We start from the raw sequence: 17,399 nt of genomic DNA on the forward strand, positions 1-17,399 counted from the left end.
CGGAAGCTAAGCCTCACAGCGCCGATGGTACTGCAGGGGGGACCCTGTGGGAGAGTAGGACGCCGCCGAACAATTCTTGGGAAAGGCCCACGCCGTAGGCGTGGGCCTTTCTGCGTTTATGCTCAAGTGCATGCGCTGTGACTTGGTGATCTTTGACAACGATGGGGTGCTCGTCGACAGTGAGCCCATTTCCAATCGGCATCTGGCCGCCTATCTGACCGAGTTGGGCCACCCGACCTCGTACGAGGACTCCATCCGGGACTACATGGGCTCGGCGATGCATCGGATCCATGAGCTCGTGCTGGAGCGGACCGGGCAGCGGCTGCCGGACGACTTCGACGACGTCTTCCACGCGCGTGTGTTCGCCGCGTTCGAGCGGGAGTTGCGACCCGTGGCCGGCGTGGACGTCGTACTGGAGAAGCTGGCCGCGGACGGGGTGCCGTACTGTGTGGCCTCCTCCGGGAGTCATGCGCGGATCCGGGTCGGGCATCGGACAACGGGGCTCGACCGGTGGTTCGCGGAGGAGCGCATCTTCAGCTCCGAGGACGTGGGGCGCGGGAAGCCGGCGCCCGATCTCTTCCTGTACGCCGCGCAGCGCATGGGGGTGGCGCCGGAGCGGTGCCTGGTGGTGGAGGACTCTCCGCTGGGCGTACAGGCGGCCCGGGCGGCCGGGATGACCGTCTACGGGTTCACCGCGATGACGCCGGCGGCGAAGCTGGCGGATGCCGACCAACTCTTCTCCACCATGGGCGAGTTGGCTGACCTGCTGGTCTGACGGAAGCCATCGCCTGGTGCCTGACATTTGTCACGCGGACATCCGGATGTTCGTTTCTACTGGCGGACACCCTGCGGCGGCGAAGCTGAGGGCATGACGAAGAACACGGGGATCCACAACTTCAAGCCGCTGCTCTTGGACGTGGCGGTGCCGCTCGGCTCGTACTACCTCTTCAAGGACGCCTTCGGGCTGAGCACTTTCGCCGCACTCGTCTGGAGCAGTGTGGTGCCGGCGGTGCGGACCCTGTGGAGCCTGGTGAAGGAGCGGAAGACCAACGGTCTGGCCGGTCTCATCCTGGCCGTCAACGTCGTCTCGCTGCTGCTCAGCTTCGTCTCCGGGGATCCGCGGCTGATGCTCGCCAAGGACAGCGGGGTCAGCAGCACGGTCGCCGTGGGGATCCTCGTCTCCGTCTGGCTGGGCAAGCCGATGATGACCGCTGGTATGAAGCCCTTCCTCGTCGAGGGTGACGCGGCGAAGGAGGCAGCCTGGGAACGGCTGGTGTCCGGTGAGGCGGCCGGGTCCGCGGGCTTCCTCCGGAAGGAGAAGGCGTTCTCCGTCGTCTGGGGACTGGCATTGCTCGCCGAGTGCGTCGGGCGGGTTGTGGGTGCGTACACCATCCCCGTGGACACCATGGTGTGGCTCGGCACCGTCTTCGTGATCGGTGCGATCGTGATCGGCATGGTGGTCGGCGGCGGCCTGGCGGTCGTGCCGATGAAGAAGATGCTGGCCGCCGAGGTCGAGGCGGAGGTCGAGGCCGACCGGACCGAGCAGCCGGGACTCGGCATCGCCGCCCGATCCGCCGCTCGGTAAAGCTGAAGGAAATTCATCTTTGGCTGGATCTACCCACAGGTAGCCCGGGGCCCTACGCTCGCCGCCATGACTGATGTGCTGCGGCGCGGTAGGGCCTCGCTGGCGTTCGGCTTCTTCGCTCAAGGCGCCACCTTCGCCCTGCTGGTGACGCGCATTCCGGCCATCCAGGACTGGTACGGCGTCTCCGACGCGTTGCTGCCGGCCTTCCTGGCCGCCGTGCCGATCCTCGCCGGTGTCGGCAGTGTGACCACCGAGCAGCTGGTGAAGCGGATACGGCCCAGCCGGCTGCTGCGCTGGTCCCAGCCGGTGGTGCTGCTGGCCCTGCTCGGCGCCGGGGCCGGCGGGCACATCGCGGAGCTGGCGCTGGCACTGGGCGCGTTCGGGCTGGCCGTGGGCGCGCTGGACGCGTCCATGAACATGCTCGGGGTGAGCCTGCAGCGGTCGTATGGCCGCAGCATCATGCTCAGCTTCCACGCCGCGTACAGCCTGGGCGGGATCCTGGGTGCCTCGCTGGCGTGGGTCGGGGCGCACTGGCATCTCGCGCTGTGGGTGTCGTACCTCCCGGTGGTGGCCGTGCTGCTGCCGGCGACGCTCGTGGGGAGCCGGTGGTACGTCGACGGGGTTCCGGCGCCCCTGGGGGAGGAACAGGGCCAGGGCGGCGGTGTCGTCTTCAAGCTGCTGCTGCCGCTCTGCCTGGTGATGACCTTCGCCTACATCGGGGACTCGACCGTCTCCAACTGGAGTGCGAAGTACCTGAAGGACGTGCTGGGCAGTTCGGAGCAGCTGGCGACGGTGCCGTACAACGTGTACATGGTGACCACGCTGCTGGGGCGGGCCATCGGGGACTTCGGGGTACGGCGGTTCGGTGCCGTGGCGGTCGTACGGCTCGGGGCGCTGGTGGCGGCCGGGGGGTTCGCGGTGGTGGCCTCGGCGCCCGGGGCCTGGGTCGGGATGCTCGGGTTCACGCTGTTGGGTCTGGGGCTGTGCGTGCTGGTGCCGCAGACGTTCGCGGCGGCGGGGAGGCTGTTTCCGGGGGCTTCGGATGCGGCCGTCGCGCGTCTCAATATTTTCAATTACGTGGGTTTTCTGGTCGGTTCGCCGTTGGTGGGGGCGCTGGGCGATGCGTGGAGCTACCGGGGGGCCATGCTGGTGCCGATGGTGTTGGTGCTGGTGACGTTGGTGTACGCCAGGTCGTTCGCCGCTCAACCGGACCGATACGGTGGCGGGCATGAGCGGCCGCGCACAGCTGATGTGGGACGAGGCAGTAACGGGCTATGACTTCGGCCCGGACCATCCGATGGATCCGGTCCGGCTGGCACTGACCCGGAAACTGGTGGGCGCCTTCGGGCTCGACCGGGAGGTGGAGGTCGTCGCGGCCAAGCCGGCCGGGGAGTCGACGCTGCGGCTGGTCCACCGGGAGGACTACATCGACGCGGTGAAGGCCGCGTCGGCCGATCCGGCGGGGGCGGACGGGTCGTACGGGCTGGGGACGATGGATGATCCCGCCTTCGCCGGGATGCACGAGGTGTCCGCGCTGATCGCCGGGCAGTCGGTGGGGGCGGCGGAGGCGGTGTGGCGGGGGGACGCCGAGCACGCCGTGAACTTCGCCGGCGGGCTGCATCACGCGATGCCGGGTGGGGCCTCGGGGTTCTGTATCTACAACGACGCCTCGCTGGCCATCGCCCGGTTGCTGGAGCTGGGGGCCGAGCGGGTCGCCTATGTGGACGTCGACGTGCATCACGGGGACGGGGTGCAGGCGGCGTTCTGGGAGGATCCGCGGGTTCTGACGATCTCGTTGCACGAGCATCCGCGGACGTTGTTCCCGCAGACCGGGTGGCCGGAGGAGACCGGGGCCGGGGCGGGGGAGGGGGCGGCCGTGAACGTCGCCCTGCCGGCCGGGACCGGGGATGCGGGGTGGCTGCGGGCGTTTCACGCGGTGGTGCCGGAGCTGCTCGCCGAGTTCAGGCCCCAGGTGCTCGTGTCACAGCACGGCGCGGATACGCACTTCGAGGATCCGCTGGCGCATCTTGCGGTGTCGCTGGATGCGCAGCGGGCTGTGCAGGTGGCGTGTCATGAGCTGGCGCACGAGTACGCCGGGGGGAAGTGGGTCGCGCTCGGTGGTGGCGGGTATGCGGTGGTGGATGTCGTGCCGCGGTCGTGGACGCATCTGGTGGGGATCGCGGCGGGGAGTCCGGTGGCGCCGGAGGCGGGGATCCCCGAGGAGTGGCGGCGGGAGGTGTTCGCTCGGACTCGGCAGTTGGGGCCGCAGCGGATGACCGATGGGCGGTGGCCGGTGAGTTGGGCGTCCTGGGAGTCGGGGTACGACCCCGCTGACCGCTTGGATCAGGCCGTGCTGGCGACTCGGCGGGCGGTGTTCCCGTTGCGGGGGCTGTTGCCTTAGCGCCGCCCCGGCGGCACGACTGCCCGCAGCCACGACTGCCCGCAGCCACGGCTGTGTTGCCGCCCGTTAGGCCAACCGTGCCCAATTCCCCTGTTCCCGTCCCCTCCCCACCCCTGATGCGTCACCATCGCACCCGTGTTGACCAGCGGAGCTCTGCGTGCGCATTTGCTGGCTGTTCGGCTGGCCGGGGAGGTGGGGACCTCTCGGGAGGACAGTCTGCGCAGCTATCGGCTGTTCGCTGCCCGGGATCCTCGGGTGCTGATCGGGATTGATCCCGAAGGGGTCTGGGGACAACGGGATCTGCTGGGGCTGATGGCGGAGAAGTGCGGGGTCTCAGCCGATCCCCGGCACACTTCGGGACCGGATGTGATCGATCCGGAGCGGACCCTGGCCGCACTGGACGCCTTCGCCGGGCGGATCCGTGCCGTCGCGAGACGCGGTGCGCCCGTGCTGTTCGGGACCGGGCATCCGCAGCGGCTGCTCGGGTTCTACGCAGGCTTGGCGGACGCGCTCTCGGCGGCGGGGTGTGACGTGCTCACCCCGGCGCAGGGTCGCTGTGTCGACATATTGACCCGGTTCGGTCTACGTACGTATCACCTCGGCTACGCACGCAGGGTCGGGTTGGTGCGGGAAATCGACGACGGGCGCCCCGGTTGTGAGCCCGGCGTGCACTGCCATTCGCCGCTCCCGGTTCGGGTCGTGCTGGAGGCCGCGGCGGAGAGCGGCGGGCCGCTGCCCGAGCTGGTCGTCGGGGACCACGGATGGGTCTGCGGTGCTGGTCAGCTGGGGTTCGAGGCCATCGGTCTCGCCGACACGGATGATCCGGCGCTGTTCGTGGGGGAGGCCGAGGGGCGCGTGTCCGTCGCCGTTCCGGTTGATGACGGCGTGCGGTCTGCTCACTACCGGCCGCTTACCCGCTACGTACTCAAACGAGCGTGTCTGTCACAGTAGGCCTGCGATGGGTGCACCTCTTCCCCACTTGCATCACCCGCCCCTACATTGGGGAGTGAGCACGCAACGACGAAGAGTCACCGGAAGGGGAAGCCGGTGCCCGTCGAGTGCGGAAGGTTCAGGTGTGTCATGGCTGCAGCTGGCGAGAGGCCTCTGAACGAGGTTCAGTTCCTTACCGTGGCGGAGGTCGCCTCGGTGATGCGAGTGTCGAAGATGACCGTGTACCGCCTGGTGCACAGCGGTCATCTGCCCGCGATCCGGGTGGGGCGGTCCTTCCGCGTCCCGGAACAAGCGGTACACGAGTACCTCCGTGACAGCTATGTGGGGGTGGAGACGGCTTGACGGCGACCCCCGGGTGACCGCGAGTGACCTGGGGATACCCCCTCGATTACGACCTGGGCGCTCGGTTGGGTAGGCTAGCCCCTCGTAGGTCGTGTGGGCCCATGGCGCCCAAACAACCGAGTGATGAGAAGTGAGCGAGGGTAGTCGTGGGCTCTGTTATCAAGAAGCGGCGCAAGCGGATGGCCAAGAAGAAGCACCGCAAGCTGCTCAAGCGCACGCGCGTTCAGCGTCGCAACAAGAAGTAGGCGACGCGCGAGAGCGTGTCAGCGCGTATCTGTGGCCCCCCATCAGTACTGGTGGGGGGCCACAGGCATATCCGGGTACCCGGCTCTCGCCGTGGGGGCATATTCCGATGAGTGAATTTCCGTCACCTCGTGCATCGGGTGGTCATCACAGCGCAACATCAACCCGCTAGGTTGGCCCTAGCCGTAACGCGCGAAGGAAGGCGCTGATCTTGGGGAAGGTCGTGCTCGTCACCGGAGTGGCCCGGCAACTGGGCGGCCGGTTCGTACGGCGGATCCAGCGGGATCCGGAGGTCGACCGGGTGATCGCCGTGGACGCGGTGCCACCGGCGCACCACCTGGGCGGGGCGGACTTCATCCAGGCCGACATCCGGCAGCCGACGATCGCCCGGGTGCTCGCCGAGACGGGCGCCGACACGGTGGTCCACATGGATGTGACGGGCACGCCGCTGGGCAGCGGCAGCCGGGCCACGGTCAAGGAGACCAACGTCATCGGCACCATGCAGCTGCTCGGCGCCTGCCAGAAGTCGCCGACGGTGAAGCGGCTGGTCGTGAAGTCCAGCACGAACGTCTACGGGTCGGCGCCGCGCGATCCGGCCGTTTTCACCGAGACGACCCCGCCGAAGTCGCTGCCGAGTGGTGGCTTCGCGAAGGACACCGTCGAGGTCGAGGGGTATGTGCGCGGGTTCGCCCGGCGGCGGCCGGACGTCGCCGTGTGCGTGCTGCGGTTCGCCAACATCCTCGGGCCGGCCGCCGACACCCCGCTCGCCTCCTACTTCGCGCTGCCCGTGCTGCCGACCGTGTTCGGCTACGACCCCCGGCTGCAGTTCGTGCACGAGGACGACGTCGTCGAGGTGCTCAGGATCGCCTCGCACGAGCCGCGCCGGGGCACCCTCAACAGTGGCACGTTCAACATCGCCGGCGACGGGGTGCTGCTCCTCTCGCAGTGCTCCCGGCGGCTCGGGCGGCCGACGGTGCCGCTGCTGCTGCCCGCGGTCACCTGGGCGGGTTCGCTGGTGCGTACGCTCGGTATGACGGACTTCTCGCCGGAGCAGATCCGGCTGCTCACGCACGGGCGAGTGGTGGACACCGTCCAGATGCGCGACACGCTGGGCTTCACGCCCAGGTACACGACGGCGGAGACGTTCGCGGACTTCGCCCGCGGCCAGGGCCCCGGGCTGGTGCCGCCGGAAGCCCTCGCGGGGGCCGTCGACCGGATCGCCGCGCTCGCCGCGAGGGGCGGCGGCCGGCCCACGACGCACAGCGCCGACAGCGCCAACTGAGGAGAGCGGCAACGATGGCGGACGCCAAGGTCATTCCGTTCGACGACGACCGGTCCCGCGGGAGCGCCGCGCAGCGCCCGGCGCGGCGCCGGAGCGGGGGCACCCGACGCGGCGCCCTCGGCGAGGCCGGGGCCGGGCCCGGTGAGCTGGGTGAGGTCCAGCCGCTGCCGGGCCGGGGCCGGGCGCGGGAAGATGGGCCTGTGAGCCGTGAGAAGGAGCCGGAGGAGGCACCGGAGCCGTCGGGGGCCGGTGGGCTCGGCGGCGGCCTGGAGCGGCGTGTGGCGGCCGGGCTGGCCTTTCTGCGGCGCCGGCTGACCGGGGACTACGACGTCGACGACTTCGGTTACGACGAGGAGTTGACCGACCAGGTCCTGATGTCACTGCTGCGGCCGGTGTACGAGAAGTACTTCCGGGTCGAGGTGAAGGGCATCGAGAACATCCCGGCCAAGGGTGGGGCGCTGATCGTCGCCAACCACTCCGGGACGCTGCCGCTGGACGGGCTGATGATGCAGGTCGCCGTGCACGACCACCATCCGGCCGGCCGTCATCTACGGCTGCTGGCGGCCGACTTGGTCTTCGTGCTGCCAGTGGTCAACGAGCTGGCCCGCAAGCTGGGGCACACCCTGGCGTGCGCGCAGGACGCGGAGCGGCTGCTGGCTCAAGGCGAGGTCGTCGGGGTGATGCCGGAGGGCTTCAAGGGGATCGGGAAACCTTTCAGCGAGCGGTACAAGCTGCAGCGGTTCGGGCGGGGCGGCTTTGTGTCGACCGCGCTGCGGCAGGGGGCGCCGATCATCCCGTGCTCGATCGTGGGGGCGGAGGAGATCTACCCGATGATCGGCAACGCGAAGACGCTGGCGCGGTTGCTGGGGTTCCCGTACTTCCCGCTGACGCCGACGTTTCCGTGGCTGGGGCCGCTCGGCGCGGTTCCGCTGCCGACGAAGTGGACGATTCAGTTCGGGGAGCCGATTCCGACGGACGGGTATCCGCCGGAGGCGGCGGAGGATCCGATGCTGATGTTCAACCTGACCGATCAGGTGCGGGAGCAGATCCAGCACACGCTGTACAAGTTGCTCGTGCAGCGGCGGTCGGTCTTCTTCTGACCGGGGGCGCCCCGCTCGGGAAGGGCGCCCCCGTTGCCGTAGCCGTAACGGCGTCAGTGCGTGTCCTCGCCCTCGATGCCCAGGCCGGGGAGGAGGCCGGGGAGGAGCGGGGGGAGGGTGACGTCGGGGGTGGTCATCGGGGGTTTGGTGGTGGGCGGGGTGCTGCTGCCCGTGCCGGTCTTCGGTGGCTGGAGCAGGCCGCCCGTGTCGCCGCCGATCAGGCCCACGCCGGTGGTGCCGGTGGCCGAGCCGCTCGGGTCGCCGGTGCTCGCGTGCTTGCCGGAGGCCGGGGTGTGGCCGGCGGAGCTGGGCGGGGTGGATCCGTGGCCGCCGGAGGAGCCGGTGGATGCCGGGCCGGAGCCTTGCCGCTTGCCGTCGCCGCCGCGGGCGGGTGGCTGCGGGAGCAGGGACTGCAGCGGGGCGACCTCTTGGTCTATGGCGTCGAACACCGACGACACCTGCTGTTTGACGTCCCCGAGCTGCACGGGCAGCTTGTCGCTGAGCGCGCTCCAGGCCTCGCGGTGGGCGCGGGAGAAGGTGGACAGGGCCTGGATGGGGCCGAGGGAGCCGGGGTCGGCTTCGTAGGCCTCGTGGAGCAGGCGGTGGCCCTCGGTGACGTCGTGCTGCATACCGGAGAGCGTGCGCCGGATCTCGCCGATGGATTCGTGGTCGAGCTGGCCGCCGCGACCGCGCTCCATCAGCCGCCGGGCCTCGCCGAGCCGGGTGGAGGCCTGGTCGAGATAGGTCTGGCCGCGCTGGTCGTCGCCGGTGGTCAGGTAGTTGAGCTTGAAGTCCTCGATGCCGCGCTTGAGGCCGTAGAGGGAGTCGCCGGGCAGGGCGTCCGAGCTGGCGGCGGCGACGCCGCCGAAGGCTCCCGCGGCCACGCCAACGCTGAGCCCGCCCGCGGCGAGCCCCTTCGTCAGTCGGGAACGCGGGCGGAGTTTGCCCAGCGGACTCGCCCGGTGCGCGCCCCGGTGGTGCGAGCGCTGTTCCGGTACCGGCACGTCCGCCGCCCCCGTGCCCTCCTGAAGCATGGCCTCCATCGCGGCCACCAGCTGGGCGCGCTGTACGACCTTCACCTCGGGGTCGAGCTGCGGCTTGGGCAGCGCACCGAGATCCGCCGTGAGGGCCAGCAACTCGCCCTGCTCGGACTGTTCCTCGGTAGCCGGCGGGGAACCCGCCTGGCCTACGGACTGCTCGGCCGCCGTGTCCCGGTCGGAATGCTCCTCCAGGGCCTGGGCGAAGGCGTTCGCCCGCCGGTGGGCCGATACGTTCGCGATCACTGGCGGCACCTCCTCTCGTCATGACGGTCGACTCCCCAGGGGGTCCTGAGGGTTGCACGCCCGCGACCACTTCCACTCGATCGAGCGATCAGGGTCGGCCAGGACGTGACCACAGGGAGCCTGTATCCCGCACAACGACTGGCGCGGCACTTGGGTTACGGACGGCGGATGAGCGGATCGGAAAGGCAACGGGCTTTCACGGAGCGTGAGTTGGCTGTCGCCCAGAGTCGTGGCGGCTTCAGCGTGCGTCGTCCGGCAGGAGCCGGGCGAGGGTGCGTACGGCGCGGTACTGGAGGGTCTTGATGGCGCCCTCGTTCTTGCCCATGACGCGGGCGGTCTCGGCCACCGAGAGGCCCTGGAGGAAGCGGAGCGTCACACACTCCTGCTGCTGCGGGTTGAGCCGGCGTACGGCGTCCAGCAGCGCGGCGTTCGACAGGGACTCCAGGACGGAGTCCTCCGGGGAGCGCTCGACCTCGTTGGCGTCCAGCATCTCGCCGGTGGTGACCTCCAGGCGGAAGCGGCTGGACTTGAAGTGGTCGGCGACGAGATTCCGGGCGATCGTCACCAGCCAGGCGCCGAAGTCGCGGCCCTGCCAGGTGAAGGTGCCGATCCTGCGCAGCGCGCGCAGAAAGGTCTCGCTGGTGAGGTCCTCGGCGGTGGCCCGGCCGCCGACGCGGTAGTAGATGTACCGGTAGACCGTGTCGCTGTACTGGTCGTAGAGCCGGCCGAAGGCCTCGGCCTCGCCGGCCTGGGCGCGCTCGACCAGGTCCATCATCCGGGCGCTGTCGCTGTCGGCGGCCGGACGGCGGGCGGTGGCGGCGCCGGCACCGGCCGAGCGCCCTCGTCTGCCGACGGCCGCGCTGCTCTCGGCCAGTGCGTAGCACGGGCCGGCGGGCGCGGCGGCGGCGAAGGCGGGGACGGCGTACGCGGTGGGGACGAGGCCGCGCAGCGTCTCTTTGACCGTTGAGACTGTTGCGCGCAGCGTAGCCAGGCCCGAGGCGTCAACCCCGACGTGTGGGTACACGGGACTCCCAGAGGCAGAGCTTCCATCACGTGCAGTGCGGGACCGTTCACCCGTCGTAGCGACGGAGGGGTACCGGTTTGCGTCTGAGGAGAATAACGCTTCGTGCAGGCACTGCTACACCGAGTTGCTCAAATCATCGATTGCGTCGCTTCTGTTGCCGATTGGCGGCTTATCAAGTGCCCTAGCCTGATCGGTTGTTGATCGGAATGAGGCGTCTTTCGGCAAGGTACGGGGCGTGTTGAAGTGGCCGCGGCATAATCCGGGCGCGAGGCGCCCGCCAGGGGCGCGGGGCTGTATCGATATGCGGCTCCGCCGCGGGGGCGCGACCGGCCACGAGGCACCCGCGGTCGGCGGCCGCCGTGTACCGCTACGGCGCTGAGCCGTGCGCGCCAACCAGGGCTTATCGGCGCCGTCGGCTCAAAGCGATCGCCGCCGCGGTGCCACCGGCGACCGCTCCGACGCCCGCCGCCGCCGGAATGCCCACCTTCGCCGCCTTCCGGCCGGTGCGGTAGTCCCGCAGGCGCCAGTCCTTGTCCCGGGCGTGTTTGCGGAGCTTGGCGTCGGGGTTGATGGCGTAGGGGTGGCCGACCAGGGACAGCATCGGGATGTCGTTGTGGCTGTCGCTGTAGGCCGCGCAGCGGGAGAGGTCGAGCCCCTCGGCCGCGGTCAGCGCGCGCACCGCCTCCGCCTTCGCCGGGCCGTGCAGCGGCTCGCCCACCAGCTTGCCGGTGTAGACGCCGTCGACGGACTCCGCCACCGTTCCCAGCGCGCCGGTGAGGCCCAGGCGGCGGGCGATCACCTGGGCGATCTCCACCGGCGCCGCCGTGACCAGCCACACCTTCTGGCCGGCGTCCAGGTGGGCCTGGGCCAGGGCGCGGGTGCCGGGCCAGATGCGGTCGGCCATGTACTCGTCGTAGATCTCCTCGCCGATGGTCTCCAGTTCGGCGACGCGGTGGCCCTTGACGATGGACAGCGCGGAGTCGCGGGCGTCCTGCATGTGCTCCGGGTCCTCGACGCCGGCCAGCCGGAACCACGCCTGCTGCCAGGCGAATCTGGCGAGATCGCGGGTCTCGAAGAACTTCCGCTTGTACAGGCCCCGGCCGAAGTGGAACAGCGCGGCGCCCTGCATCACGGTGTTGTCGAGGTCGAAGAAGGCGGCCGCCTTGTCGTCGCCCCGCACCGGGAACTCCGGTTCCGCGGCCGTGACCTGCGGAGTTTCCTGCGCCTCCTGCGAGGACTTGCGGGCAGCCTCTGCCGAGGCCTCGCCTGCCAGCACGCTGCGAGCCGTGGCGGAGCGCCTACGGGGGGTGAGCCATCCGAGAGCGGCCATGTCGTGAGCATAGCCAGTTTGTTCGGTGCTTCCGGACTCGAGAGGTTGGCTGCGTGTGAACTCTCCGCGACCGGTCCGTTAAAGGGCTGATCGGAAGCGTGCGGCGCACGCGCGAGAATGGCCGGTATGAGCCCCCTCTTCCGACGCAAGGCCGATCCTCGCGACCGGCTCGTCACCCTCATCCGCAAGCCCGGCTGTCACCTCTGCGACGACGCACAGGTCGTGATCGAAAAGGTCTGCGGGGAACTCGGGGTGACCTGGGAGCGCAAGGACATCACCGAGGACCGGTCGCTCCATGATCAGTACTGGGAGCAGATCCCGGTCGTATTGATCGATGGTGAACAGCACACCTTCTGGCGCGTGAACGAGGAGCGACTGCGCCGGGCACTGACCGACTAGTCCAAACCGGTCCCAACGTCGCTTAGGATCGACGGTGGTTCGATCTCGGGGGCGGGATTCGTGAGGAGAGTGTGCGGTTTTGCCCCCAGTAACGAAGGAACGTCGGTGCGTATGCGCCGGTTCCCGACGAGGGCGCCCCGGTTGCGTGACCCCGGTCACTTCTGCCGGGCAAATCGGACACCATCTTTGTGCACGCGTTCACAAAGACATAGCCTGCTGTCGACGGGGCGGTCTGGGGACGTATGACCGCCCGCAGCCCCGCTCTACCCGCAGGAGCACCGTGGCAACTGGCCGAACACACCGACCGGCGACCCGCAGCCGAGGGATTCCCGAGGCCACCGTCGCCAGGCTTCCGCTGTACCTCCGAGCCCTGACCGCGCTGTCGGAGCGCTCGGTACCCACGGTCTCCTCCGAGGAGCTCGCGGCCGCGGCGGGGGTCAACTCCGCCAAGCTGCGCAAGGACTTCTCCTACCTGGGCTCCTACGGAACGCGCGGTGTCGGCTACGACGTGGAGTATCTCGTCTACCAGATCTCCCGTGAACTCGGCCTGACCCAGGACTGGCCGGTTGTGATCGTCGGTATCGGTAACCTCGGCGCCGCCCTGGCCAATTACGGCGGGTTCGCCTCCCGTGGGTTCCGGGTCGCGGCCCTCATCGACGCCGATCCCGCGATGGCCGGAAAGCCCGTCGCCGGCATCCCGGTGCAGCACACGGATGACCTGGAGAAGATCATCCGGGACAACGGGGTGTCCATCGGTGTCATCGCCACCCCCGCCGGTGCCGCCCAGCAGGTCTGCGACCGGCTCGTGGCCGCCGGGGTCACCTCCATCCTGAACTTCGCGCCGACCGTGCTGTCCGTCCCGGACGGGGTCGACGTACGCAAGGTCGACCTCTCGATCGAACTCCAGATCCTCGCCTTCCACGAGCAGCGCAAGGCCGGCGAGGAGACCGCGGCCGGTGACGTCGGCTCGCTGCCCGCCACCGCTCCCCACGGCGTAGCCGCCGACGACTCCACCGACCAGGGGCCCGACGGGGACGTACCCGCCGTGATGCCGGCATGAGTCTCCTCGTCGTAGGGCTGAGCCACCGCAGCGCACCGGTGAGCGTGCTGGAGCGGGCCGCGCTGAGCGCGGACGCCCAGATCAAGCTGCTGCAGGACACGGTCGCCGCCGAGCCGGCCACCGAGGCCGCGGTGCTCGCCACCTGCAACCGCATCGAGCTGTACGCCGACGTGGACAAGTTCCACGCCGGTGTCGCCGAGCTGTCCACGCTGCTCGCCCGGCACAGCGGCGTCGGCCTGGAGGAACTGACCCCCTATCTGTACGTGCACTACGAGGACCGGGCCGTCCACCACCTGTTCTCGGTGGCCTGCGGCCTGGACTCGATGGTCGTCGGTGAGGGCCAGATCCTCGGCCAGATCAAGGACTCGCTGGCCACGGCGCAGGAGCTGCACACCGCGGGCAAGCTGCTGAACGACCTGTTCCAGCAGGCCCTCAGGGTCGGCAAGCGCGCCCACTCCGAGACCGGCATCGACCGCGCCGGCCAGTCCCTGGTCACCTTCGGCCTGGAGCAGCTGGCCGCGGGCGGTGACGTACCGCAATGGGCGTCCGGCCGCAAGGCGCTCGTCATCGGCGCCGGGTCGATGTCCTCCCTGGCTGCGGCCACGCTCGCGCGGGCCGGGGTCGCCGAGGTCGTCGTCGCCAACCGCACCTTCGAGCGCGCCGAGCGGCTCGCGCAGATACTGACCGAGGCCGACGACAACGCGGTGACCGCCCGTGCGGTACGGATGGACGCCGTGCCGGACGAGCTGACACGTGCCGACGTCGTGGTCTCCTGTACCGGGGCGACGGGCCTGGTGCTCACGGCGGAGTCGGTCGCGCAGGCGGTCGAGGGCCGCACCGGGCAGCCTGCCGTCGCCGACACCGTGTTCACCGCGGTCACCGCGGTGAACACGAAGGCTCCGCTGCCGCCCACCAGCGCCGGCACCGACGACAACTGCCCGCTGGACCTGGCCGCCGTACAGCCCGGCTTCTCCCTCATGGGCGAGGCCGCCGTCGCCGGTATGGACGCGGCCACCCTGGAGCAGCACGCGGCCTGGGTCGCGGGCGGCACGATCGACCGCCGGGACCGCCGTACGCCCGAGGCGGACGCCGAGCTGATCACCGCGCTCGCCGCGACCGCCGCCACCGTCGGCCGGATCCCCGAGCGGCGCAAGCCGGAGCCGCCGGCCGAGCGCCCGGCGCCCTTCTTCTTCCTCCTCGACCTGGCCATGCCCCGCGACATCGACGCGGCCGTGCACCGGCTGGCCGGGGTGCGCCTGGTCGACATCGAGTCGCTGGCGGAAGCCTCCGCCGACGCGCCGATGGCGGCCGATGTGGACCAGGTCCGGCGTATCGTCTCCGACGAGGTCGCGGCCTTCGGCGCGGCACAGCGGGCGGCGCACATCACGCCGACCGTGGTCGCGCTGCGCACCATGGCCGCCGACGTCGTCGCCGGTGAGATCGCGCGGCTCGACGGCCGCCTGCCCGACCTGGACGAACGCCAGCGCGGCGAGATCCGGCAGGCCGTGCACCGGGTCGTCGACAAGCTGCTGCACGCGCCGACCGTACGGGTCAAGCAGCTCGCGGCCGAGCCCGGCGGCGCCGGGTACGCAGACGCGCTACGCACCCTGTTCGACCTCGACCCCGAGACGGTCGCCGCCGTCTCCCGGGCCGGGGACAGCACAGACAAGAAGGACCGACCGGCATGAGTGAGAACCCACTGAGGCTGGGGACCAGGCGGAGCAAGCTCGCCATGGCCCAGTCCGGACAGGTCGCGGAGGCCGTCCGCCAGGTGACCGGGCGGCCCGTCGAGCTGGTCGAGATCACCACGTACGGCGACGTCTCCCGCGAGCACCTCGCGCAGATCGGCGGCACCGGTGTGTTCGTCACCGCGCTGCGTGACGCGCTGCTGAAGGGCGAGATCGACTTCGCGGTTCATTCGCTCAAGGACCTGCCGACCACGCAGCCCGAGGAACTGGTCCTGGCCGCCATACCGGTGCGCGAGGACCCGCGGGACGTGATCGTCGCGCGCGACGCCCTCAAGTTCACCGACCTGCCCAGCGGGGCGCGCATCGGCACCGGTGCGCCGCGCCGCATGGCGCAGCTGAACGCGTACGCCCGCGCCCACGGCCTGGACATAGAGACGGTCCCGATCCGCGGCAACGTGGACACCCGCATCCGGTACGTCCGCGACGGCGAACTGGACGCCGTCGTGCTGGCCGCCGCCGGACTGCACCGGATCGGCCGGATCGACGAGGTGACCGACTTCCTGTCGGTCGACACGGTTCTGCCCGCCCCCGGCCAGGGGGCCTTGGCGATCGAGTGTGCCGCGGACAACGCGGACCTCATCGCGGCACTCGGCGAGCTCGACGACCCGTTCACGCGGGCCGCCGTGACCGCCGAACGGTCACTGCTCGCCGCCCTGGAGGCCGGTTGCAGCGCCCCTGTGGGCGCGCTGGCCGACCTCCTGGCCGACGGGCAGATTGTCAAGGAAATGCGCCTGCGGGGCGTCGTCGGCACGACCGACGGCACCCGCATGGTGCAGCTGTCCACCACCGGTCCCGTGCCCCAGACGCACGAACAGGCGTTGGCACTCGGTCGCGACCTCGCCACCGAGATGCTCGCCCAGGGCGCGGCCGGTCTGATGGGGGAGCGAGCACATTGAGCCCCACCGCCCTTCCTGCCGCCGGTCCGGAACACGGGCACGTCACCTTCCTCGGTGCCGGACCCGGAGATCCGGGACTGCTGACTCTGCGCGCCGTGGAGGCGCTGTCGAACGCGGACGTCCTGATCGCCGAGCACGAGGTGCTCGACGTGATCCGGACGCACGCCCGACAGGGCGTCTCCGTGCTGCAGACGGACGCAGACCATTCCTCGGTCTCGCCGCCGGGCCCGGGCACGCCCCAGCTGACGGTCGTTGACGGCACGTCAACAACCGCCGCTGTCCCGGCTTCCGCCCGGGATGCCGCTCATCTTGTCATGGAGGCTGCGCGGGGCGGCAGGCGGGTCGTCCGTGCGGTGTCCGGGGACCCGGGACTTGATACGTACGCGGCCGAGGAAATGCTCGCCTGCGCCGCTGCCGGGGTGCCCTTCGAGGTGGTCCCGGGCGTCGCGGCGGCGGTCGGCGTGCCCGCGTACGCCGGTGTCCCGCTGCGGGACGCGCAGGGCACGGACGTCCGGTTCGTGGATGCCCGTACGGCGTCGGACCGCTGCTGGACGGAGGTGGGCGCGTCGGACGGCACGGTCGTCGTGTCCACGACCCTGGACTCGGTGGCCGCGGCGGCCGGTGAGCTGGTGTCGGCGGGCCGCAAGCCGGACACCCCGCTGACGGTGACGGTCGCCGGTACGACGACCCGCCAGCGCACCTGGTCGGCGACGCTCGGCACGATCGCGCAGACCCTGAAGCAGGCGAAGGTGCTGCCGTCCCCCGATGGCGGCCGGCCGGTGATAGCCGTGGTCGGTGAGCGTTCCGCCGCCGCCCAGCGTGACCAGCTGTCGTGGTTCGAGTCCAAGCCGCTGTTCGGCTGGAAGGTGCTCGTGCCGCGTACGAAGGAGCAGGCGGCGTCGCTCTCCGACCAGCTGCGGTCCTACGGCGCGGTGCCGCACGAGGTCCCGACGATCGCGGTGGAGCCGCCGCGCACCCCGCAGCAGATGGAGCGCGCGGTCAAGGGCCTGGTGACGGGGCGCTACGAGTGGATCGCCTTCACGTCGGTCAACGCGGTGAAGGCGGTACGGGAGAAGTTCGAGGAGTACGGCCTCGACGCGCGCGCCTTCGCGGGCATCAAGGTCGCGGCCGTGGGCGAGCAGACGGCCAAGGCGCTGGTCGCCTTCGGTGTGAAGCCGGACCTGGTGCCGAGCGGTGAGCAGTCGGCGGCGGGTCTGCTGGAGGACTGGCCGCCGTACGACCCGGTGTTCGACCCGATCGACCGCGTCTTCCTGCCCCGGGCGGACATCGCCACGGAGACGCTGGTCGCCGGCCTCATCGAGCTGGGCTGGGAGGTCGACGACGTCACGGCCTACCGGACGGTCCGGGCCTCGCCGCCGCCGGCGGAGACCCGCGAGGCCATCAAGGGCGGTGGCTTCGACGCGGTGCTCTTCACGTCCTCCTCGACGGTCCGGAACCTGGTCGGCATCGCGGGCAAGCCGCACAACGTGACGGTGATCGCCTGCATCGGCCCGGCCACGGCCAAGACGGCCGAGGAACACGGCCTGCGGGTCGACGTCATGGCCCCGGAGCCGTCGGTGCACAAGCTGGCGGAGGCGCTGGCCGACTTCGGCCTGAAGCGCCGCGCCGCCGCCCTGGAGAACGGGGACCCGGTGACGCGGCCGAGCGAGCGGCGGCCGGGGGCGCGCAGGCGCCGTACGACCACGTGAGAAAAGGCGGGTGCCGTAAGGCACCCGCCTTTCGTCTGTGCGCGCC

17 protein-coding genes and 1 rRNA gene are annotated in these 17,399 nt (G+C 70.5%); 15 read left to right on the forward strand and 3 right to left on the reverse strand.

The window, feature by feature from the left end; translation table 11 throughout:
- The 10 genes from rrf to ACWC0C_RS23240 form a co-directional block, all read left to right on the forward strand.
- Positions 1-71: ribosomal RNA gene (gene rrf / locus ACWC0C_RS23195) — 5S ribosomal RNA — on the forward strand; the annotation flags it as partial.
- Positions 72-130: 59 nt separating this feature from the next.
- Positions 131-775 carry an HAD family hydrolase gene (locus ACWC0C_RS23200; RefSeq protein WP_450865565.1) on the forward strand — a complete coding sequence of 215 codons (645 nt, stop codon included), beginning with the start codon at positions 131-133 and terminating at the stop codon, positions 773-775.
- A 93-nt stretch (positions 776-868) separates the two neighbouring features.
- Complete coding sequence (locus ACWC0C_RS23205) at positions 869-1,585, forward strand: VC0807 family protein (RefSeq protein WP_450865567.1); 717 nt, start codon at positions 869-871, stop codon at positions 1,583-1,585.
- A gap of 66 nt (positions 1,586-1,651) precedes the next feature.
- Complete coding sequence (locus ACWC0C_RS23210; protein ID WP_450865569.1) at positions 1,652-2,863, forward strand: MFS transporter; 1,212 nt, start codon at positions 1,652-1,654, stop codon at positions 2,861-2,863.
- On the forward strand, positions 2,814-3,986 hold the full coding sequence (locus ACWC0C_RS23215) for an acetoin utilization protein AcuC (RefSeq protein WP_450865571.1): 1,173 nt from the start codon (positions 2,814-2,816) through the stop codon (positions 3,984-3,986). Before ACWC0C_RS23210 ends, ACWC0C_RS23215 begins: the two co-directional genes overlap by 50 nt.
- A gap of 135 nt (positions 3,987-4,121) precedes the next feature.
- Complete coding sequence (locus ACWC0C_RS23220; RefSeq protein ID WP_449201297.1) at positions 4,122-4,937, forward strand: phosphatase; 816 nt, start codon at positions 4,122-4,124, stop codon at positions 4,935-4,937.
- Between the two features lie 129 nt (positions 4,938-5,066).
- Positions 5,067-5,279 carry a helix-turn-helix domain-containing protein gene (locus tag ACWC0C_RS23225; protein WP_121791081.1) on the forward strand — a complete coding sequence of 71 codons (213 nt, stop codon included), beginning with the start codon at positions 5,067-5,069 and terminating at the stop codon, positions 5,277-5,279.
- A gap of 146 nt (positions 5,280-5,425) precedes the next feature.
- Entirely contained in the window at positions 5,426-5,524 is a 99-nt protein-coding gene (locus ACWC0C_RS23230) for a 30S ribosomal protein bS22 (RefSeq protein ID WP_003948845.1), read from the forward strand.
- Positions 5,525-5,733: 209 nt separating this feature from the next.
- Positions 5,734-6,804: an NAD-dependent epimerase/dehydratase family protein gene (locus tag ACWC0C_RS23235; protein WP_450865572.1), complete on the forward strand. Its 1,071-nt coding sequence runs from the start codon at positions 5,734-5,736 to the stop codon at positions 6,802-6,804.
- 14 nt (positions 6,805-6,818) lie between these two features.
- Positions 6,819-7,904: a lysophospholipid acyltransferase family protein gene (locus ACWC0C_RS23240; RefSeq protein ID WP_450865574.1), complete on the forward strand. Its 1,086-nt coding sequence runs from the start codon at positions 6,819-6,821 to the stop codon at positions 7,902-7,904.
- A gap of 53 nt (positions 7,905-7,957) precedes the next feature.
- On the opposite strand, the gene ACWC0C_RS23245 is transcribed toward ACWC0C_RS23240, so the two are convergent.
- The 3 genes from ACWC0C_RS23245 to ACWC0C_RS23255 all read right to left on the reverse strand — a co-directional run bounded on the left by ACWC0C_RS23245 (position 7,958) and on the right by ACWC0C_RS23255 (position 11,541).
- Positions 7,958-9,187, reverse strand: a complete 1,230-nt coding sequence (locus ACWC0C_RS23245; RefSeq protein ID WP_450865576.1) for a DUF5667 domain-containing protein — start codon at positions 9,185-9,187, stop codon at positions 7,958-7,960.
- Positions 9,188-9,425: 238 nt separating this feature from the next.
- Positions 9,426-10,211, reverse strand: a complete 786-nt coding sequence (locus ACWC0C_RS23250) for an ECF subfamily RNA polymerase sigma factor, BldN family (protein ID WP_449201301.1) — start codon at positions 10,209-10,211, stop codon at positions 9,426-9,428.
- 400 nt (positions 10,212-10,611) lie between these two features.
- On the reverse strand, positions 10,612-11,541 hold the full coding sequence (locus ACWC0C_RS23255) for an HAD family hydrolase (RefSeq protein WP_449201302.1): 930 nt from the start codon (positions 11,539-11,541) through the stop codon (positions 10,612-10,614).
- 126 nt (positions 11,542-11,667) lie between these two features.
- Between ACWC0C_RS23255 and ACWC0C_RS23260 the strand changes: the two genes are divergently transcribed.
- From ACWC0C_RS23260 to ACWC0C_RS23280, 5 genes are all read left to right on the forward strand, one after another.
- Positions 11,668-11,940 carry a glutaredoxin family protein gene (locus tag ACWC0C_RS23260; RefSeq protein ID WP_449201303.1) on the forward strand — a complete coding sequence of 91 codons (273 nt, stop codon included), beginning with the start codon at positions 11,668-11,670 and terminating at the stop codon, positions 11,938-11,940.
- 280 nt (positions 11,941-12,220) lie between these two features.
- Positions 12,221-13,000, forward strand: coding sequence for a redox-sensing transcriptional repressor Rex (locus ACWC0C_RS23265; protein WP_449201304.1), 780 nt, complete (start codon positions 12,221-12,223; stop codon positions 12,998-13,000).
- Positions 12,997-14,688 (forward strand): glutamyl-tRNA reductase, encoded by a 1,692-nt coding sequence (locus ACWC0C_RS23270; protein ID WP_449201305.1) that lies wholly within the window; start codon positions 12,997-12,999, stop codon positions 14,686-14,688. Before ACWC0C_RS23265 ends, ACWC0C_RS23270 begins: the two co-directional genes overlap by 4 nt.
- Entirely contained in the window at positions 14,685-15,644 is a 960-nt protein-coding gene (gene hemC, locus ACWC0C_RS23275) for a hydroxymethylbilane synthase (RefSeq protein ID WP_449201306.1), read from the forward strand. The genes ACWC0C_RS23270 and hemC overlap by 4 nt, the downstream gene beginning before the upstream one ends.
- Positions 15,641-17,353: a uroporphyrinogen-III synthase gene (locus ACWC0C_RS23280; RefSeq protein WP_449201307.1), complete on the forward strand. Its 1,713-nt coding sequence runs from the start codon at positions 15,641-15,643 to the stop codon at positions 17,351-17,353. Before hemC ends, ACWC0C_RS23280 begins: the two co-directional genes overlap by 4 nt.
- The last annotated feature ends 46 nt before the right edge of the window (positions 17,354-17,399 follow it).

The organism is Streptomyces sp. NPDC001709 (assembly GCF_053596375.1).

Bases quoted from the DNA above. Each gene is read 5' to 3' on its own strand.
- ACWC0C_RS23200 (WP_450865565.1), top strand. From the start codon at position 131: ATGCGCTGTGACTTGGTGATCTTTGACAACGATGGGGTGCTCGTCGAC.
- ACWC0C_RS23205 (WP_450865567.1), top strand. From the start codon at position 869: ATGACGAAGAACACGGGGATCCACAACTTCAAGCCGCTGCTCTTGGAC.
- ACWC0C_RS23210 (WP_450865569.1), top strand. From the start codon at position 1,652: ATGACTGATGTGCTGCGGCGCGGTAGGGCCTCGCTGGCGTTCGGCTTC.
- ACWC0C_RS23215 (WP_450865571.1), top strand. From the start codon at position 2,814: ATGAGCGGCCGCGCACAGCTGATGTGGGACGAGGCAGTAACGGGCTAT.
- ACWC0C_RS23225 (WP_121791081.1), top strand. From the start codon at position 5,067: ATGGCTGCAGCTGGCGAGAGGCCTCTGAACGAGGTTCAGTTCCTTACC.
- ACWC0C_RS23240 (WP_450865574.1), top strand. From the start codon at position 6,819: ATGGCGGACGCCAAGGTCATTCCGTTCGACGACGACCGGTCCCGCGGG.
- ACWC0C_RS23255 (WP_449201302.1), bottom strand. From the start codon at position 11,541: ATGGCCGCTCTCGGATGGCTCACCCCCCGTAGGCGCTCCGCCACGGCT.
- ACWC0C_RS23260 (WP_449201303.1), top strand. From the start codon at position 11,668: ATGAGCCCCCTCTTCCGACGCAAGGCCGATCCTCGCGACCGGCTCGTC.
- ACWC0C_RS23270 (WP_449201305.1), top strand. From the start codon at position 12,997: ATGAGTCTCCTCGTCGTAGGGCTGAGCCACCGCAGCGCACCGGTGAGC.
- hemC (WP_449201306.1), top strand. From the start codon at position 14,685: ATGAGTGAGAACCCACTGAGGCTGGGGACCAGGCGGAGCAAGCTCGCC.